Origin of the sequence: Clostridium ihumii AP5 (assembly GCF_000612845.1) — a bacterium.
In the GTDB taxonomy this organism is placed as follows: Bacteria; Bacillota; Clostridia; order Clostridiales; family Clostridiaceae; genus Clostridium_J; species Clostridium_J ihumii.
On record NZ_CCAT010000085.1, the window covers coordinates 24,118 to 44,544 of the forward strand.

The following is a 20,427-nucleotide window of genomic DNA, read 5'->3' on the forward strand; positions in this document are numbered from 1 at the left end:
CTAATATTTTTTATAAACATATTTTTAACCTATTTCAAAATTAAATACATTATAGGGGTCCAAGTTCAAATTCAAAATAGTATATTTATCAAATATACTACTGATCTTGCAGTTTATTCCATTGTTATATTCGAAACCAATTAACGATTAACAATGATGGTTAATATTATTCACTTCGTTCTTAATATTTATGAATAGAAATACCTAAAAACTACGTTTTTATATTGTTTTCAATCTAATTTGCTGTGCAAATTTAATAAAAAATCATTATTTAAAATTGGATTCCTATAGTGTTCCAATTTAATAGTTTATATTTCTTCTTCTATTGCACCCTCTATTTCTAAGCATGTTTTTCTTAATTTTTTTAGCACATCTTCACTTGTATTCCAATACCCTCTTTGATTACATTCTATTAAAGTTTCTACCATTTCAAAATATGCCCATTTATTATTTTCTTTTAATATATTTTTTAGATTTTCATCTTCTATATAAGTTGTATTCATATTATCAAAAATCCAATTTTCAACTTTATTAGTTGTTGCTGCAAGTCCTAATATATTTTCAAATCTCTTTTTAATTTCTTGTACTCCATGATATTTATGTTCTACCATTGAATTTATCCACTTCGGATTTAATAACCTTGTTCTTGACCCTCTTAGAATTGCTTTATCTACAGTTTGAGTTTCTATAATATGTGATGTGGTATCTGTAATATATACTTCCGCTTTTTCTCCCCTTGTTATTTCAACTGATTTTGAAAGTCCACCAAAAAACTCATAAAAATGATCCAAATCGGTAACTTCATATTCTGGATTGCTTCTTACTTGTGATATTAACTCTACAGATTTTATATTTCCTTCAAATAATTTATCACACTTTTTTCCTCTATAGTTTTTAGTGTATATATGATTTAATTTATCTATATAAGACTTTCCAAATATCTCTTCCTCAATCCAATTTTTACTTTCTACTATAGATGTTAAATTTGTTCCATACTCACCTTCTTCTGGACCAAATATTCTTCCTATTGACAGTTCTCTTGCTATTTTTTCATCATAGACATCATCTAATAAATTTTTTAAAATAACATCACTTTCATATTTAAAGTAATTCTCCTCATAATTTTCATCTAATGATTGTAATTTTTCAAATATCTCATTAAATGAATTTAAAAGATTTGGAAACATATCTCTAAAGAATCCACAAATATTTATAACAACATTTATTCTTGGTCTTCCTAATTCACTTACTGGTATTATTTTAAATTTAGTATTAAATGGATTACTATTATCCACCTTAACCCCTAAATAATGAAGTATTTGTCCAACAGTTTCTCCTTGTGTTCTTGATGTTTCAAGCCCCCAAAGTATTGTTGCTATAGTTTTAGGATATTTATTATATTTACCTTTGTATTCCTTTATTGTATTTTCAGCTATTTCTTTTCCTCTATTGTAAGCTGATACAGTTGGAACCATCCTAGGATCAAATTGATATATGTTATAACCAGATGGTAGTATATCTGGATTTCTTATAATATCACCTGCAAGTTTAGCTTCTAGATACTCGCCATTTAAAACCTTATTCAATCCTTCTAATTCTTCACATTTCATAGATTTTAAATAAAATTCATATGAAAAATTCAACATTTCTTCTATCTCCTGTTTTTTATCTAAAATATTTAAATCTCTCAATGAATTTTCAAAATCAGTATTTTTTGTCTTTTGAAGTAAGTATTTATTTATTATATTATCTGAAATAACCTTTATTTTTTCTCTATCACTTACTAAATTTTTCTTAATTATTTCATCAAAGTTAATATTTAAACTTTCAGCAATTATTCTTTCTAAAGATTTAATATCACCTCTATCATAACTAGAAATAATTTTCATATAAGCTTTAGCTTCTTCCTCACTATATCCTTTTCCAAAAACATGTAACCCCTTAGGTATTAATGATGTTTTTATTTTGTATAATTCTTTTTCTATATCATCATAGCTTTCATATTCTAAATTTAACTTATTAGCCTTACATTTTATTAGCTCATCAATTTCACTTAGTCTTACTTTGTTGGATATTTTGCACTGATTATATTCAGATATTAAACTTTCTAAACTTATGTATTCACCATATATATCACTTTCATCCATTGGTGGTGTTTGATAACTAACAATTGTAGCACTACTTCTCCTTTTAGCTATCACACCTTCTGATGGATTTCCAATATAATAAAGATATATATGGGGAATTGTTCCTATAAGCTTATCTGGAAAACATGAACTACTCATAGCTAATTCTTTACCTTTTAAAAACTCTAAAGTTCCATGAGTTCCTATATGAATTATAGCATCAGCTTTAAATTCTTCTCTTAACCATTTATAAAAGGCAATATATTGATGATGTGGTGGAATTGACTTATCATGATATACTTTTTCTATATCTTCATGAATACCTCTAGATGGTTGTATTCCAATAAATACATTCTTATTTAATATTCCAGGTATTAGAAAGTCATTTTTAAAAGTCATTATTTCTCCTGGACTTTTTCCCCACTGTTCTTCCATTTCTTTTTTGTATGATTGATTTTTTAATTCTTCATCATAATTATTTTTATTGTATTTTATAATTTCACTATTTTTATTATATTCTTTCCATCTTGGTGAATTAACAAATTCTTTAGTAAACCTGTTTATAAGTTCATCTGCTTCAATTTCATTTGTACTATATCCTTGTAATTTCATAAATTTCAATATGTTACTTATAGACTCACAAGTATTTAAAAGTGCTCCACCAAATATATTTCCTTCTCCAGGAGGATAATTGTAACCTATTATTGCTATCTTTTTTTCATTATTGCTTTTAATTTGTAAGTTTATTAAGTTTTTAGCCATCTCTACAACTTTTTCACATCTATCATCTATAATTGTGAGTTCATTTATAACTACCTCTAATTCATTATCTTTTGAGATTTTTTTCATTGCACCTATTGGTAATAAATCTATACACCCATCTAGTTCTGGAAGCATAACATTAATTAAAAATTCCATTCCATTTAATCCTTCTATAGAATCTATCCATTCATCTACATACTTTTTATTCATAAAAAATGGATGAATTATAGGTACATTAAAATCTTTTAACAAATTTACACCTGAATCAGCATCACCACCCATAGGTCCTTGTGTAAATCTAAATGGCATAAAACTTATAAATAAATTTATTTTTAAACCTAAATTTATAAATATATTTTTAAGTTCTTTGCCACGCTCCACTGCCGCTCCTGGAAATGCAATAGGTATTATATTTGCTATTTTTTCAAATTTAACTTTAATTTCACCTACACATTTATGTGTTTTATTAGGATAATTATGGCTATAAAAAAGTATAACTATATTAGGCTTAGATTCATCAAAATCATTTTCCTTTTTATATTCATCATAGTTTTCATAAGTTTTTTTATCCTCTGGCCTACATATAGTTGTATTTTCTATCAATTTAGGATTTTCTAGTTTAGGTAAATTCTTATGTCCACCATATTCTTTTAATATTAAATAAAATAAATTTCTTATATCTTCTTTAGTTCCACTTTTCCAATAATTTAATAGTGTTTTATAGTTTTTCATATCCTTCATATTAAAACCCTTTAAACACATACTTATCATAGCTTTCATACTCATCATTGAAGTCATCTGTTTCATTGATGGTTTCTTGCCAATCATCATAGTTTTCATATCATCCATAGACAATTTTTTATCACCCATTGCCTCTTTTAAATCCCTTATACAAAAACCACCCAGTTTAGTTAAACCCATTATTTCTCTATTTTCTCCACCTATAGATATAACATTGTTTTTGTTGTTAAAATTTGAGTAAAGATACTCACTAATTTCATGATTTGCACCCATAAGATCAAAAATTATAAAATCAGCTTTATTCATATACTTTGCCATCTTGATAATTTTTTCATCATTTACATATCTATCAACAGAAAAAAGTTTTATTTCTAATATATTGTTGAATTCATCATTTATTTCTCTATTTAAATCTACTATCTCTCTTATTATAGAATTAGATACAGTTGCAATAAAAATCTTCATAACTTAATCTCCTATAAATTATTAATAATTACCTTATAGTTTTTAGTGGGTAATATATATCTTTTTTTATGTCTTCATGTCTGATTCTTTCTGCACTTATATTAAAAACCTCATCTAACGCATAATCATCCATTATTTCAGTGAATTTACCCTGTTTATAAACTTCACCATTTTTCATTAATATTGCATTATCACAGTATCTTGCTGCTTCATTTATATCATGTAATACCATAATCACTGTTAGATTTTCCTTTAAGTTTAATTCATTAACCAATTGTAAAATCTCTAATTGATGAGAAACATCAAGAAATGTAGTTGGCTCATCTAATATCAATATTTCAGTTTTTTGTGCTAGTGCCATAGCTATCCATACCCTTTGACACTCACCACCTGATAAATTATTTAAATACCTATGCCTCAAATGATTTACTTTTGCTTTTTCCATTGCCCAATTTACAAATTTTTCGTCTTCATTATTTTTTTTATAAAATATTTTTCTATGAGTATACCTTCCATATCTCACTAAGTCTTCAACTTTTAAGTCACTTATTAAATTTCTTTGTTGAGTTAAAAAAGATAGTGTCTTTGATAACTCCCTAGGCTTAATATTTTTTATGTGTTTCCCATATAAGGTTACTTGTCCACTTTTAGGCTTTAAACTTCCACATATAGTTCTTAAAAGAGTTGTTTTTCCACAACCATTTTGACCTAATATACAAGTTATTTTTCCTTTTTCTATAGATACATTTATATTCTTAAGAATAGGTTTGTCATTGAATTCTACATATAAATTTTCACAAACTAAACAATTCATAAGTTATATCTCCTTTCTTAATAAATAAAGAAAGAATGGAGCTCCTAAAAGTGCCATAATTACACCTACGGGTATTTCCTTTGGACTAAACGCAACTCTTGCAACTGTATCACTTAAAGACAATATTATAGCTCCTAAAAATGCTGTTGATGGAAATAAGTACTTGTGATTTGATCCTAAAATCATTCTACATATATGAGGAACAATTAAACCTACAAAACCTAATAACCCAGCAACAGAAACAGCACTAGCTGCTAGTATTGCTGCTAATGCTGTAAATCCAATTCTTGAAAGTTCAACATTTAAGCCAAGAGATCTAGCAACATCATCTCCAAGAGTTAATATATTTAGCTTTTCTGAAAATAACATACAACATATTAATCCAAATATAGTATATGGTAATATTATTTTTACATAAGGCCAACTTCTCCCTGAAAGTCCCCCATTCATAAACATTAATGCACCATGTACTTTGTCGCTATAAAATACCATAATAGCAGATATTCCAGCACCTAATAAAGTTGATACTGCAACTCCTGCAAGTATTATTCTTACTGTATTTATTCCTCTTTTCCATGCTAATGCATATATAAGCATAGCTGCACCCATTGCTCCTATAAAAGCTACTATAGGCAATAAATCTATTTTTTCCGGAAATATTATCAAAATAATTATTCCTAAAAGACCAGCACCAGATGAAACCCCTATTATATGTGGATCTGCAAGGGGATTATGCATAATCCCCTGCAGTATACATCCTGAAAGTGCTAAGTTTGTTCCTACTAATACTGACAATATAGCTCTTGGCAATCTAATATTTTTTATTATTTGTTCATTTGCTGAAGTGCTTTTTCCCAAAATAGAAAAAACTATATCCTTAACTGAAATATTCACAGAACCTATACAATTACTAATTAAAAAACTTGCAATTGCTAAGATTAATAATGTAAATATTATTAATCTCTTATTTTTATTCTCTCTTAATAGGATTTTTTCACTTTCATTATTCTTCAACATCACCATATACCTCTGGATAAACAGCCTTTGCCATATATTCTATAGACTCATAAAATTTTTCTCCTGGATTATATAAAAAGTATTTTTGAGGTAAATACTTTATCTTTCCTTCTTTTACAGCTTTCAATCCACTCCATGCTGGATTTCCTTCTAATTCTCTTTTAATAGTTTCTTTTGCCTGTTCGTCTGAAGATACCATTGTTGTTACTAAAATCATATCTGGATCTTGTTCTACTATTTTCTCCATACTAAATGGAGTACTATCTGAACCCATTTTAGTTGGCTTTTCACCTTCTGCTATATTTTTTATATTAAGTATTTCACATGCATTTCCTGCAATACTACTGTTTAATTTTAGTGATACATCTTTGCTTGTTACATATAAAATTGCAACTTTCTTCTCTTCTTTAGGCAGTTTTTTTGTAATATCTTTAACTTTTGTTTTTAATGTTTTTATAAGTTCCTCAGATTTATCTTGATTTTGAACAATATTTCCTAATACTTGAAGTTTGTCCACCACATCATTATAACTTTTCATTTCTAACATTATGTACGGAATATTATTTTGTTCAAACACTTCTTTATATCTATCATGTATTCCACATTGTGCTAATACTAAGTCCGGTTGTAATTGTATAAGTTTTTCTACATCTATATTTGCAACATGTCCAATCGTTGGTAAATCCTTTGAACCTTCTGGTGTTGGCGCACCACCTTTAGTGTCAGCCTTAGCTATAGATTCTCCACCAACAGCATATAATGGTCCTAAAATTGTTCCTGATATTGCAGCTATTTTTTCTGGTTTTTTTTCTAATGTAACAGTTCGTCCTGAGTCATCTTTTATAGTTAATGGATATTGCTTTTTTTCAACTTTCTCATCTTTTACTTCCTTACTTTCATTATTTTTATTTTCTGCTGATGCTACACTTTTATTTACATTTGAATCAGTTTTTTTACTGTTATTACTACATCCAACAAAACTTATTGTTGATGCTCCTATTAATGTAATTGCTATTAAGTTTACTAGTTTCTTATTCATATTTTTTTCATACCCCTTCATTTTTTAAATTAACGCAAAAAAAATTTCCTAGACAACAAAGTTGCACTAAGAAATTCAATAAAATATAATTATTTCTTTTATAATCTGCACCCCCTATAGTCCGTAGAGTTAAAGTGTTTTTAAATAGGCAGGTATTCTGACTTAAGTATCAACATTTTTCTACTCCTTCCCAGAAATTATTCCAGTGGATATTCTTATAGAAAAACTCCTCTTTTACAGCGGCGGCACCGTGTAGGACTTTCACCTAACTTCCCTTTATTTATTATATATATTTACATATATTAAACCTATTTACATATTTACTTTTCATTTACAATTCTATAGGTAATTTTTGCAAAAGTCAAATTAGAAAATATATTTTTTATTTTCTAATATAATTTCTATAATCTCCCATAATTGCTCTAGGCACTGGTAGATCTATCATTGTTTTTAATCCTGGATGTGCATTTATAACATGTGGAATCATATTTACACACATTGCTATTGTTCCTAGCCCACCATCAACTTCTGGCTTTATAGACATATTAACTTCTGGAGTTCCTTTTATTGTAATATAATCTCCAGTATATGTTCCTTCTAATTCTGGTTCTATTTGTTGAGGATGTATCATATCTATTTTAACTTCACCATTAACATATCCTTGACCTGTCATATTAACACCTGCCACATCGCCAGTTGCAGCAAATCCGTATGGTGCCTTTCTATCTACTTTTGTAACTATTGGTTCCATTTGTTGTTCAAACTTATCAACTTTAAATCCTATAGCATCTCCTATCATTTTAATTGATTCTGCAAAACCTACATGACCTGCTAAACTACCATTTTCAACGCCCTCTTTAAAAGCATCTACACTAATTCCCACACCTTGCTCTTCCATTACTGCTGGTCCAAATGGTGACAAACTATTAACCCTCTTTGCTTCTATATGCTCTACATCAGTCATACAACCAGTTAAACATACTACTAATAAGTCCATTATTAAGCCTGGATTTATACCTGTTCCTAAAATAGACACTCCATTTTCTTTAGCTATTCTATCTAATTCTTCTGCAATCTCTGGATTCTGTGCCTTAGGATAAGACATTTCTTCTGCTGTAGAAATTACATTAACCTTCTTTTCTAAAGCAAATTTTAATTTTGGAAATGCTTTTTTAGTAAATGAATCAGTTGCACACAAACAAATATCACAACACTTTTCTGTTAAAACTTCTTCTATATTTCCATTAACAACAATATCTTTTCTATCTCCTCTTTCCACGCCTAATATATCAAATATACTTTTTCCTGCTCTCTCTGGATGCATATCACATACACCAACTATCTCTATACCTTTTCTTCTCAATAAAACCCTTGCCATTCCACTTCCCATGGCACCAAATCCCCAAAGTACAACTTTTACATTTTCCATAATACATCCCCCATTCTTCTTAATTAATATTACTGAAATTTATTTTTTAACTTCTCTTACTAACCATATATAACTTAAAACTTATGTTTTTATCTATACAGTTTTATATTATTTTGAAATAATTTTATGTGCAAACTTAATAAAAATCATTCTTTAAAATTGTAACTCCAACTTTTACATTCATTGTCCACTGTCAATTACCTATAGAAACTATAGATTAAAATTTAGAATTAAATTTCTCAACTGAAAGATGAAATTATTCTTATTCTAATTGAGAAAAAAATTTAAGGCATATTACAAAAATTAACGATGAACAACTAACAATGAAGGATAAAACTGATGTTTCAGTTTTTTTCAATCAAGTTAGTTAAAAACAATATAAAAACGTAGTTTTTAGATATTTCTATTTTAAATATTAGACTATTTTAAATATTAGAAATGAAATGAGTAATATCAACCATAACTATTCACTCTTACTTCTTACTTGGTTCCAAATATAAAAGCAGGAATAAACTGTAATATTAATAAGCATCACTTGATAAAGATGTTATTTAAAACTTGAACTTGGAACCCTATATATATTTACTAATTAAATTCTATTATTATTACATGCAATTTCCATGCCAAAATTTACCTAGTTTTTAACCTATTTTTTATAGTTTTACCTTTATTTTTGAATATTTAAGAGAACTTTTTTAATAAAATAGCATATTTTTTTGCATTGTTATTTACACTCTATTATTATTAATAGTGTTTTAATCTAAAATAGCACCTAAATGCAAATTAATTTGCATTTAGGTGCTTAATTTTATGCATTATTATTAAATTATATATATTGATCACAATATATTTTCCCAAATTCATATTAATATTATAAAATTCAAACTTTAAATAACCTCACTATGTAAAATTTCATATATTAATTGTCAAATCTATTAGGATTAAATAGCTCTAATTCTTTATGAACTTTTCCTAGATATAAATCACTTAAAAACATTCCACCTAATGTTGCAAATAATATTCCATTAGCACCATAACCCAACCCATACCATAGTTTTTCATTTTTTGAGTCTTTACCCAAGAAACCTATATTATCCTTAGTTGAAGCAAATGCACCACAATATTTATATTCTATTTCTATATCTTTTATATTTTTAAACATAGATTTTAATCTATTTTCTAATATGTTATATTTTTTATTAGCCATACTTTCATCAAATATGTCTGGCTCAAACCTTTCATCTTCACCACCTATTATTATTCTATTATCTTTTGTTGTTCTTAAATAATTATATGGATCACAATTATCTCGTATTAACACATTTTTATACCATCCTACTATTTCCTTTAGTGGCTTTGTTGCTATATTATATGTAGTTGTTTTAGTTCCAAAATCCCTACCTGTAAATGCTTTTGTGTTGTATCCCGTTGCAACAATTATTATCTTGCTCTTAACTTTGTAGCCATAATTAGTTTCTATTGTAACAAAGTCATCATCATAATTTACTTTTATTGCTTCTGTATTTTCATAAATTTTAAGTCCTAGTTTACTACTAATTTCTAATAAGTGATGAGTATATTTATACGGATCAAATTCAGCTCCGCCATTTATTCCATATACTCCTGCCTTTATATCAAAATCAAATTTTTTATCATTTTCACTTATAAAATCTACATTAAGACCTATATTCTTTCTAAATTCATACTCTTTCTTCATTTCCTCAATTTCTAACTTTTTAGAAGTGTATAAAAGAGTATCCCTACGCTTAAAATCGCACTTATTTCCATATTCACTTATAATATTCTCTATTTCATCTAATGCCTTTAATCCTAACTTATATATAGTTTCTACATTTTCTTTTGGAATAACATCTATAAGTTCCATTGCATTGTCATCAAGTTCATACTGCAATAATGATGTTGTACTTGAAGTACTTCCATAACCTATTCTGCCTTTTTCTAAAATTAAAGTTTTTATTCCCTTTTTCACAAAATAATATCCTAAAATTGCACCTGTTATGCCACCACCAACAATAGTTACTTCTGTTTCCACATTTTCAGTTAAGTAATTATATTGCTTTAAGTTTTCATTAATATTTGTAAATATGGGAGTTCCCTTTACAAATTGTAAATTCATTTTTGTTTCCTCCAATATTATATTTCTATTATTAATTATTCTTTTATAGTTTTTATCAAAGGCACTGTATATATACATAAAAACTTATTTTCATACAAATTATTATCTAAATTCAAATCATTTGTTTACAACATTTTGGATTAAAAAAAGTCTATATAAATAGATTGTTCTATTTATATAGACTTAATATTTTTAAGCTAATACTGTATTTATTCCAATATTAATTTCATTATTTTTATCTGGAATTGTTCCATTTTTATAATTTTTAATAGCATCTGCTACTTCATCATAGCCTTTTACAACTGTATCTTTAACATCTATAGCTGACTCTTTAACAGTATTGTAAACTTTTAAGCTAGCATTTTTAACTTCACTACTCACAGTTTTAACTGTATCAACTACATCTTTACTAACAGATACTATAGTATTTTTTACTTTATTTATATTATCCATCGATCCATTAATAGTATCTACAATAGTGTTATAACTTTCTTTAATATTGTTATATCCTGTAGATATTGTATTTGGAATTCTAGTTATAGGATCCTTTATTGAATCATATCCTGTTTTTATCATAGCTGCACTTTCTGAAACTTTTCTAATTATTCCTTTAGTTGGATCAGATAATACTTGTTTTACTCCAGCGGCTGTTAATGAAACCTTTGATACTACCCCCATAACATCAGCACCAACTGATACTGCTGTCTTTACAGTATTACTAACTATTGATGTGGCTGCATCTTTAACAGTTAGTGCTGCTTCTTTCAATTCCGAAGCAGTAGTTGTTATTTGTTTCACCGTGCTAGCTATTTGAGATGCTGTTTTATTTATTTTATTTGTTACTGATTCTTGTACATCTGATATTGTCTTAGTTATAGTATTAGCTGCATTTAAAACTGTACTTGAAACCTTTGATACTGCTTTGTGTACACTCTCACCTATAGATACTACTGTCTTTCCTACTTTATTAACAGTGTCTAATACAAAATTAAATCCATCAGATACTTTTTTAAAGAAATTACTTATATTACTTTTTGTTGTATTAGTATTTTTAGTAACAACTTTTTCATCAGCACTAATATTATTTATTATTGAATCCTTATATTCATTTTGAATATTCTTCATACTGCTTTCTGTAATAGATGTTTTTGAATTCTTAAGTTCTATTTCTTTTGACTTTGCTTTATAATCTCCTTCAAAAACCTTCACATTGTTATTAACCACATTATTTATTTTCATAAAATCTACCTCCTTATTTATAGGGTTTCAATCTAATATTTTATTTTTCCATTAAACTCATATCCATTAGATTTAGATAAACTAAATTCGTCTTCTAATATAAATTCACCATCTATAAAAAATTTCATTTTCCAATTTCCTAAAGGATAATTTCTTTCATTATCTTCTAAATCCATCCAAAACCACATTGTTATAGGCTTGTCCTCTTGTCCTTTAGGTGTAAATAAATTATTTTCTGTTATTTGAATTAACTCACCTTTTGGTGTATACCATGCTGTAGTGACTGAATGTAAACCTGTAACATTAGTAAATTTAAATCTTGTTACTACTTTTTTATCTAACATAATATTAAATTGTTTTCTATTATGAACCTCTTCTTCTTCATTAACATTGCACGTTATATTATATTGCTTTATATGAGTAGTATATTGAATGTTATTATACATTCTTTCATCCTTATCATTAATTATTATAACTGACCACAATTCTTCATTTTCATCTGGCAAATATATGTTTGCAGTAGAATCATTTAGCTTTAACTCTTCATTTATAACAAACTTATAATAATGTTCTCCTTCTGAGAGTTCATAATTTAACTTCCAAACATTATTTTCTTTTACCATTTTTCCTTGATTGATATCATAGTTATTAAAACTTCCTATAACCGATATACTGTTAATCTTTAAGTTTTCATTTTCTACATATTCAAAAATAATCTTCATAATGACCTCCCATTAACTCATTAAAGTTAAAACTATAATTTATATTTTGTAAATTTTTATATATTATTACTATTTTCGTATTATTTTTATATTTATTTATATTATTATGATAAAAAACGTGTTTTAGTATAAATTATAATATAAATCTAAATTGTATATTATATCTACAAAAATGAATTTTAACACATGTATAAATTAATATATTTTTTAATCATAATATGAATTTATCCTTTATAGTACTTAAAATTTAACTTTTACATTTAAAAAAGTTTAAAATTCCACATAAAAATAGCAAGCTAGTAATCTTTTAGAATTACAACTTGCTTTTATATTTAAATCATATTTTCAAAAATACCTAATACATCAAGCTTTCCATATCCCCATTGAGGATTGGGATAAATATCTCCACTTCGTTTAGATGCCCCCCCTATAATATAATATCTTATAGTTTGAGCATTCATATATATATCTTTTCTTACTTCAACTCCCCATTGTAATATGAGCGCACATGTTCCAGCAACTATTGCAGCAGCTACACTTGTTCCATTTACCTTTTCTATCTTATTGTTAGGTCCTACTGTTAAAGCATTAACACCACCTGCTGCTATATCAATTCTATCCATATAATCATATTGATTGGCCATTCCCGAATATTTAACTACATTATTATTGTCTTGATTGTATGCAGCAACAGTTATAATATATGATGCTGTTGCTGGATTAGTTATTGTTCCATATGGATCACATGGGCTAAAATACGTATCTTTTACCATTTGTCCAGTGTACGTAATCCATGCATTATATCTTCCCCCTACTATTAATTCCCCAGTTAACACCATTTTCCATATACCTGGTTGTAAACTTGAAAATTCAACTAGTATGAGTTCATCACCTGAAGTTTCTTCTGGAATAAAATATTTAATTTTCACATTGGTTTTTTCAAAAATAAAGCTATATTGACTATTTAAACTTATAGGTGCTGGTATAAACCCTGTATTCTCTCCTGAAGGTGATACTATGTCTAATGACATTATATTGGGACAATCAACCCATATTTCTATAATTAAACTTTTTTGTTCTGGTGATACATTTAATTGTATTACACTAATTTCTCCTTCACTATTTATATTTCCTGAAGTATGACCTCTTGCCACTCCTTCATTTCCTGCTCCTGTAACTACAACAATTTTTTCAACACTTGTCATTTGATCTATATATTCTTCTAATATACCACTGCCTCTATGATTTCCAGAGTTTGTTCCAAGTGGTATATATATTACCATAGGTACATTGTTATCTATGGCATAATCATATAAAAACTGTAATGCTGTAAATATTGATACTATATTATATACTGGTACATCTACTGGATACTCTTCTTTAAAATTAGCTGATTCTATTAATTTTACTACTGCAAACTTACACTCTGGTGCAACTTTTACAATACCAGTTTTACTACCATTTCCTCCAATTATTCCAGCCATATTAGTTCCATGACCTATTTCATCCTTGCTTGGCACTATATCATATGGATTTAATCCTTCTTTGCTATTTTTTATAGCATCTCTAATTTCTGATTTTTCATAAAGTGTCCCGTAAGGGACTTGTGTATTATTATCTTTACCCATAGTATTAATAGTTTGATCCCAAATACACTCTATTCTTGTGTCACCTAATTTATCTTTAAATTCATCATTTAAGTAATCTATACCTGTATCTATCATTCCTATAACAACATTTCTACCTGTTAAATTTAATGAAACTTCACTTTGTAAAAATTGAACATTTGCTGCTTGTACTGGTGATATACTTTCAAGTGTATATATTTCTCTTCTTTTTATATAAACTATAGATGGAAACTTAGGATCACCATCTTCAATTTCTAAATTTTTTTTCAATGACACTATTGCATAATTAGCATTAATTATTGTAACACTATATCCTTCTTTGCCTTTAAAATCAGATTCTATATCTCCTTCATATTGTACAATATAATGTTTATATGAAGGATTTGAAAATACTTCATTATAATCTAAATATTTATTCCCCATTAATTTCCCTCCACATATCATTTGGAATTCGCTCTAGTAAATTTCTATATTTATATTCAATAAATTGTTGATTCCTAAATCCTATTCTTTTTCCTGCAATCACATCAAATATACCTTTTATATCAAGATAACCATATCCTTCTGCTCTATTGGGATAAACATTATTTGAATCTCGTCTTGCACCATAAAGCAAATATGATCTTACCTTGGTAGAATACATGGTAATGTCATTTCCATCTATTATTCCCCACTGTAATAGTAATGCTGAGACCCCTGCTGTAATTGCTGTTGCTGCACTACTTCCCGATAATGTTGTTATTTCTCCTTCAACATTTGTTGCTAATATATTTATCCCATCTGTAGTTACATCTGGATTTATAAGTCCATTTGCATTAAACCCCTTTCCGGATTGTGGAACTTTAGCTCCTGTTACACTATTATAGTATGCTACCGTAACAACTTTTCTTGCTGTCGATGGAAATGTTAATGTAGTATTTGCATCTGGCTCCAAGAATTTTGTTCCTTCAGGAATAGTTTCATATGGAGGCAACCATATATCATATCTACCTGAAACTGCTATTTCAGCTTTCAATTGTATTTTCCATATTCCTTCCTTTATATCTTTAAATTCTATATCTACAGATTCATTTCCAGCATTTATTTCTGGTAAATGATAAGTTACTTTCACATCTGTATTTACATATATGAACCTTACTTCTTTTGATCTATTAATTTTAGGCTTTATGAAATCAGTCATTTCTCCACTTGGACCTATTATATTTACAGCTATTTTAGTTGGTCTTTGACTCCATATAGTAAATCTAAAACTTTTCATATTTTTACTTACTAGAAGTTCTATTGTTTTAACACTTCCTATATCACTCAAAGTTCCAGATGCATGCCCATCTGCAAATCCTTGATTTCCAACACCTGCTACTAATACAATTCCTCTTAAGTTTGCTACATATGTCAAATACCTAGATAATAAATTATTTCCTTCATGCGTTCCTTCTGTGGCACCAATTCCTCCTACCATAACCATTGGTTGCTTCGTTTTTATTGCATAGTTTTTTAAATATTCTACTGCTGAAATTATTTCAGCAGAATTATATGTTGGCACATATGGAATATTGTTTTCTTTTAATACTTTTTTATTATAAAATGATTCAACTAGTTTAACTATAACAAACTTGCAATCTGTAGCAACACCTTGAACCCTTTTATCATATCCTTTTGCACCAATAATAGAAGCTATTTTAGTACCATGTCCCATATTATCTTTTGATGGAACTATCAAATACGGATTTCTCCCTTGGTTTTTTTCATTAATTGCCTTATTTATTTCATCATTTGAATAAACCTTACCTAAGTAAACTTCTGATGATGCTTCATCATCACTCTCTATCGTTTGATCCCATATACTTTCAATTCTAGATGTACCATCTTCATTTATAAACTCTTTATTTAAATAGTTTATTCCAGTATCTATTATTCCAATTACTATTCCCTTTCCTGTTAAATTTAAATATTTATTTGCTTGTATACTTTTTATATTATCAACTTCTGTTGGTGATATATCTTGAAGTACAAAAATACTTCTAGGTTCTACATATATAATTGATGGCACATCCCCTTTAAGTCTTTCTAAATTTTCATACGAAACAGATATTATTCCCAACATGCTATTTATTATATTTCCACATGCATAATCAATCTTATCTATTTGTTCCTTAAAATTCCCTCTATATTCAACAATAAAATTAGGTCTATCCTCATCAAAATACTCCTTACATTTCTTTTCTCTATCTAATTTCATAATCATTCTCCACACATTGCTTTATACTATATTTTATTTAGATAAATAATTTAAATTCCATTTTTTGAATTTATTTTCTAATAATTTATATATAAAAAAAGCATGTTTAAATTTTACATGCTTTTTTTCTCATTATTTTTGAGCAACTAACGTAAATGTCTTTGGAATTCCCTTATCAAATACTTCTGATGACAAATTTGGTTCCTCATCTAAACTTTTTATAATTAACCCCTCACTAGCAACACTTGTTATTACTTCTCCTAAGTTCCACTTTCTAAGCTTAACTTTTATAATTTCATCTGAACCATCAGAGTATTTTTTATAAGATACATCTTTTTCTTCTAATGAATTATCAAAATAATCACCTGTTACTTTATGTTTTCTTATTTTTGCTGTAGCACCTTTAGATGTAATTAATTTTGTAGAGACTGGATGGAAATCTCTTAAAACAAATAGTCCACCTTTTTTTAAAAGATTAAATATTAAATTCATAAATGGTTTTAAATCACTAAAATAATGTAATATCCCCATTTCTGCAAACACAATATCATAATCACCAGTTATCTCTTCTTTAGGCAACTTAAGCACATCACTTAATATATATTTAATTTCTACACCTGCTTCCTCTGCAAGTTCCATAGCATATATTTTATTTCCCTCTGAAAAATCAACTACACTAACTTTAGCACCTAATACTGATAAAGCTACTGCCCTATTTCCATTTGAGCCCATTAGATTCATAATTTTTTTATCTTTAACATCACCAAATTTATTGCATAATACATTAATCTTTTTTGTTGGATTATCAATAATTTTCTTTGCGGCTTCCTTAGGTGTTCCAAATCTATTTACCCAAGCATTATATGTTTCTTTATTCCAAACTTCTTCATTTATATTATTACATACATCTTTATTTTTAAATTCACTATCCAATTAAACTCCTCCAAACTAAAATTTATTGCGTTATTTATTTTATGATATTTTTATTCAAAATACTATATTTTTTTAACATTAATCCTGTCATAATTTATTTATATTTATATTATTGATTATTTACTTTTTTATAAAAAAAGAGGATTCAATTTAATTTTGAATCCTCTTATATATATTAATTTTATAGTATCTATTTTTCAAATGTATTTTCTACTACACCTGGTAACACATCATATAGCGACATTCCCATTTTCTTCTCGAAATATTCTTTATTTTCAAAAACTTTTTTCCACTTGTCTACCACGCCATCTTTAACACCATGTCTTAATGCAACATCAATCATTCTTTTTTCTAACAAGCAATATCCTATTGGTAATGATAAAGAATCACATAATTGAATTAATCTATCATAGTCATCATATTCAACATTTTTTATGTAATTATCTATAAATTCATATTCTTCACTTGAGCATACTTCCCAATTTGCAAAAGATTTTTTTATATCCTTACAATCAAAAGAATGAGTTAAACATATTTGTGCAAGTTTTGTATAACCCCTATCCATTGCGAAATTATAGCCAAGTAAACTATGTTTTATTCCCGTATTCCCATATCTATATCCAATATCATGTAACATTCCCAATACCAATGCTACTTCTGGATCTAAATCACCACATTGCTTTGCTATTAATTCTGCTGCCTTTCCTGTATTAGTTAAATGTCTAATCCATTGTCCTGGAAATAATTTGTATCCTTCCTCCAATAACTTTTGTGCTTCTCTTATTGTTGGAACTTCTACTCCTAATGTATACATCACGATTCCCCCTGCTAATAAAATCGTTAGAATATTTCGAAACTAACAACTGTATTAATTTTTGTAAAATATATAGCTTTTCCTGTAAAGCATAACATTAATTGAATATTTTGTAAATATTCAATTAATGTTCAAGTTTTCTTATTTATCAAATTTTACAGCCTAATTCTTCTACTTAAGTATATTTTGAATACCACCACTCATTACTACTTAATTATATAGGTGTTCCCCTTTCTTTTATTTAGCCATCTTTTATAATTTAAACCTGAACAAACTCTTATCTTACGCCTTAAAACTGCTGGATTTAGCACCATATATTTCATGCTGGTTACTGGATTTCATATGTCCAAATCTTAATAAGACATTTATAAAATTTTACATTTAAATTATAAAACTCTCATTTCTCTTGTTAATATTTTCTATATTTTATTTTTGCAAATAAAAAAGCCTTTGAGATAATTCGTTCCTCAAAAGGCTTTAAATATTAATGTAATATTTAAAATTCATTTATATTCTCTTTTCTATGTTTAATATTTTTAAATTAATCTAATAACATTCTCGCATCTACAAATATCCCTACTAATATTATTTTTATTATTTCCATTGCTTTTTTCATGTACTACTCCTCCTATTTTTATCTTTTCTATTTCATAATTAATCTAATAACATTCTTGCATCTACAAATATCCCTATTAATATTATCTTTATTATTTCCATTGCTTTTTTCATGTATTATTCCTCCTATTTTTATCTTTTCTATTTCATAATTAATCTAATAACATTCTTGCATCTACAAATATTCCTATTAATATTATCTTTATTACTTCTATTGTTTTTTTCATATCTAATCCTCCTAAAATTTAATTTACTTTATGTATTTATTATATTTTCTTGTCCAATTTTGAACTATCTTTTTATATTAATTTTTTATTACACTTCTGTAATGTTTTCTATTATTCTCTGTAATATATGGTTACAAGCTAAAATTTTAAATAATAGCTTTCTTAAATGATACTACTAATCTTACAGTTTATTCTGATATCATGACTGAAACCAATTAAGAACTAAGAGTGAAAAGTGAATAGTTATGGTTAATATTACTCATTTCATTCCTAATATCTAAAAATAGAAACACATAAAAACTAGTTTTTATATGATTTTTAAATCATTTGCTTTGAAAATTATTATAAAATTTAATTCAAAAAACTGAGACTTCAGTTTTACCCTTCATTGTTAATTTTTATATAATATTTAAAATTAAGCTTAAATAAAAAAGCATGTTTTCACATGCTTTTTTATAAATCTAATTTATTAAAATATATTACTCTAATGCAGCTTTTATTGCATTTAAGTTTCTTGTCATTATTGATATATAATCCTCACCATTTGCTTCATCTTCCTTAGTAATTCCTTCTAAAGGATTCAATACTTCAGTTTTTGCACCAATAGATTTAGCTATTGTTTCCGCAACACTCGGATTTACTAATTCTTCAAAAAATATAACTTTTATTTTATGTTCTTTTGCAAAATCTATAATTTCAGCCATACGTGCTGCTGTTGGTTCTGAATCTGCCATTAATCCTTCTATAGCTACTTGTGTAAGTCCATACTCTCTACATAAATATCCAAAAGCTTCATGTGCTACTATAACTTCTTTATTTTTAACATTACTAAGTTCTTCTTTAAATTTTTTATCTAAGCTATCTAATTCACTAACATATTTTTTATAATTATTTTCATAATAATCCTTATTCTCAACATCAGCTTCAATAAATGCATTTTTTATATTTTCTAATTCAATTTTAGCATTGGAAGGACTAAGCCAAACATGAGGATCATATTCATTTTCTTCATGCTTATCTTCTTCAGCATCATGTTCATGATTATGTTCACTTTTAATTAAGTTTGCTCCTTTTGATGCCTCAACAACTAATATTTTATCGTTTTTTAAAGATTTTAAAACTTTATCTGTCCAATGTTCCATTCCTAATCCATTATAAATAAAAACATCAGCTTTTTCTAAATTTACTATATCTGCTGGTTTTGGCTCCCAATCATGTGGTTCAACTCCTGGTGCCACTAAGTTTGTAACTTCAACTTTATCTCCACCTATTTTAGTAGCAAAATCATACATAGCATAAAAACTTGTATACACTTTTAACTTTCCATTTGAAGAAGTTTCTTCACTAACTTTTTTTGAGTTATTAGATGCTCCACATCCTATCATAAATATAGATAATATTATAGTTAATACTAGCATTAATCTTCTTTTCAACTTTTATCTCATCCTTTCTATATATGCAAACGCAAATCATTTGCATT

13 protein-coding genes and 1 riboswitch are annotated in these 20,427 nt (G+C 27.1%); all 13 genes read right to left on the bottom strand.

Annotation, left to right across the window (positions count from 1 at the left end; translation table 11 throughout):
* Window positions 1-308 precede the first annotated feature (308 nt).
* Window positions 309-4,094: a magnesium chelatase subunit H gene (bchH, locus tag BN346_RS18185; RefSeq protein ID WP_040330478.1), complete on the bottom strand. Its 3,786-nt coding sequence runs from the start codon at window positions 4,092-4,094 to the stop codon at window positions 309-311.
* Window positions 4,095-4,122: 28 nt separating this feature from the next.
* Window positions 4,123-4,908 carry an ABC transporter ATP-binding protein gene (locus BN346_RS18190; RefSeq protein ID WP_051540509.1) on the bottom strand — a complete coding sequence of 262 codons (786 nt, stop codon included), beginning with the start codon at window positions 4,906-4,908 and terminating at the stop codon, window positions 4,123-4,125.
* 3 nt (window positions 4,909-4,911) lie between these two features.
* The gene (locus BN346_RS18195) at window positions 4,912-5,925 is read right to left on the bottom strand and encodes a FecCD family ABC transporter permease (RefSeq protein WP_203226308.1); all 1,014 of its coding nucleotides are present in this window, start codon (window positions 5,923-5,925) and stop codon (window positions 4,912-4,914) included.
* Window positions 5,912-6,964: an ABC transporter substrate-binding protein gene (locus tag BN346_RS18200; protein ID WP_051540510.1), complete on the bottom strand. Its 1,053-nt coding sequence runs from the start codon at window positions 6,962-6,964 to the stop codon at window positions 5,912-5,914. The genes BN346_RS18195 and BN346_RS18200 overlap by 14 nt, the downstream gene beginning before the upstream one ends.
* Before the next feature lie 130 nt (window positions 6,965-7,094).
* A riboswitch (cobalamin riboswitch) is annotated at window positions 7,095-7,291 on the bottom strand.
* Window positions 7,292-7,346: 55 nt separating this feature from the next.
* The gene (gene ord, locus BN346_RS18205) at window positions 7,347-8,393 is read right to left on the bottom strand and encodes a 2,4-diaminopentanoate dehydrogenase (RefSeq protein WP_040330483.1); all 1,047 of its coding nucleotides are present in this window, start codon (window positions 8,391-8,393) and stop codon (window positions 7,347-7,349) included.
* A 919-nt stretch (window positions 8,394-9,312) separates the two neighbouring features.
* Window positions 9,313-10,530: an NAD(P)/FAD-dependent oxidoreductase gene (locus tag BN346_RS18210; RefSeq protein WP_040330484.1), complete on the bottom strand. Its 1,218-nt coding sequence runs from the start codon at window positions 10,528-10,530 to the stop codon at window positions 9,313-9,315.
* A gap of 192 nt (window positions 10,531-10,722) precedes the next feature.
* Complete coding sequence (locus BN346_RS18215) at window positions 10,723-11,769, bottom strand: methyl-accepting chemotaxis protein (protein WP_040330485.1); 1,047 nt, start codon at window positions 11,767-11,769, stop codon at window positions 10,723-10,725.
* Between the two features lie 32 nt (window positions 11,770-11,801).
* A complete protein-coding gene (locus BN346_RS18220; RefSeq protein WP_040330487.1) occupies window positions 11,802-12,491 on the bottom strand; it encodes an early set domain-containing protein in 690 nt (229 codons plus the stop codon).
* A 332-nt stretch (window positions 12,492-12,823) separates the two neighbouring features.
* Complete coding sequence (locus tag BN346_RS18225) at window positions 12,824-14,542, bottom strand: S8 family peptidase (protein WP_040330488.1); 1,719 nt, start codon at window positions 14,540-14,542, stop codon at window positions 12,824-12,826.
* Complete coding sequence (locus BN346_RS18230; RefSeq protein ID WP_040330489.1) at window positions 14,532-16,358, bottom strand: S8 family peptidase; 1,827 nt, start codon at window positions 16,356-16,358, stop codon at window positions 14,532-14,534. Before BN346_RS18230 ends, BN346_RS18225 begins: the two co-directional genes overlap by 11 nt.
* Before the next feature lie 132 nt (window positions 16,359-16,490).
* Window positions 16,491-17,291: a class I SAM-dependent methyltransferase gene (locus tag BN346_RS18235; protein ID WP_051540511.1), complete on the bottom strand. Its 801-nt coding sequence runs from the start codon at window positions 17,289-17,291 to the stop codon at window positions 16,491-16,493.
* Between the two features lie 190 nt (window positions 17,292-17,481).
* Window positions 17,482-18,105 (bottom strand): HD domain-containing protein, encoded by a 624-nt coding sequence (locus BN346_RS18240; protein ID WP_040330490.1) that lies wholly within the window; start codon window positions 18,103-18,105, stop codon window positions 17,482-17,484.
* A gap of 1,321 nt (window positions 18,106-19,426) precedes the next feature.
* Complete coding sequence (locus BN346_RS18245) at window positions 19,427-20,380, bottom strand: metal ABC transporter substrate-binding protein (RefSeq protein ID WP_040330491.1); 954 nt, start codon at window positions 20,378-20,380, stop codon at window positions 19,427-19,429.
* Window positions 20,381-20,427 lie beyond the last annotated feature (47 nt).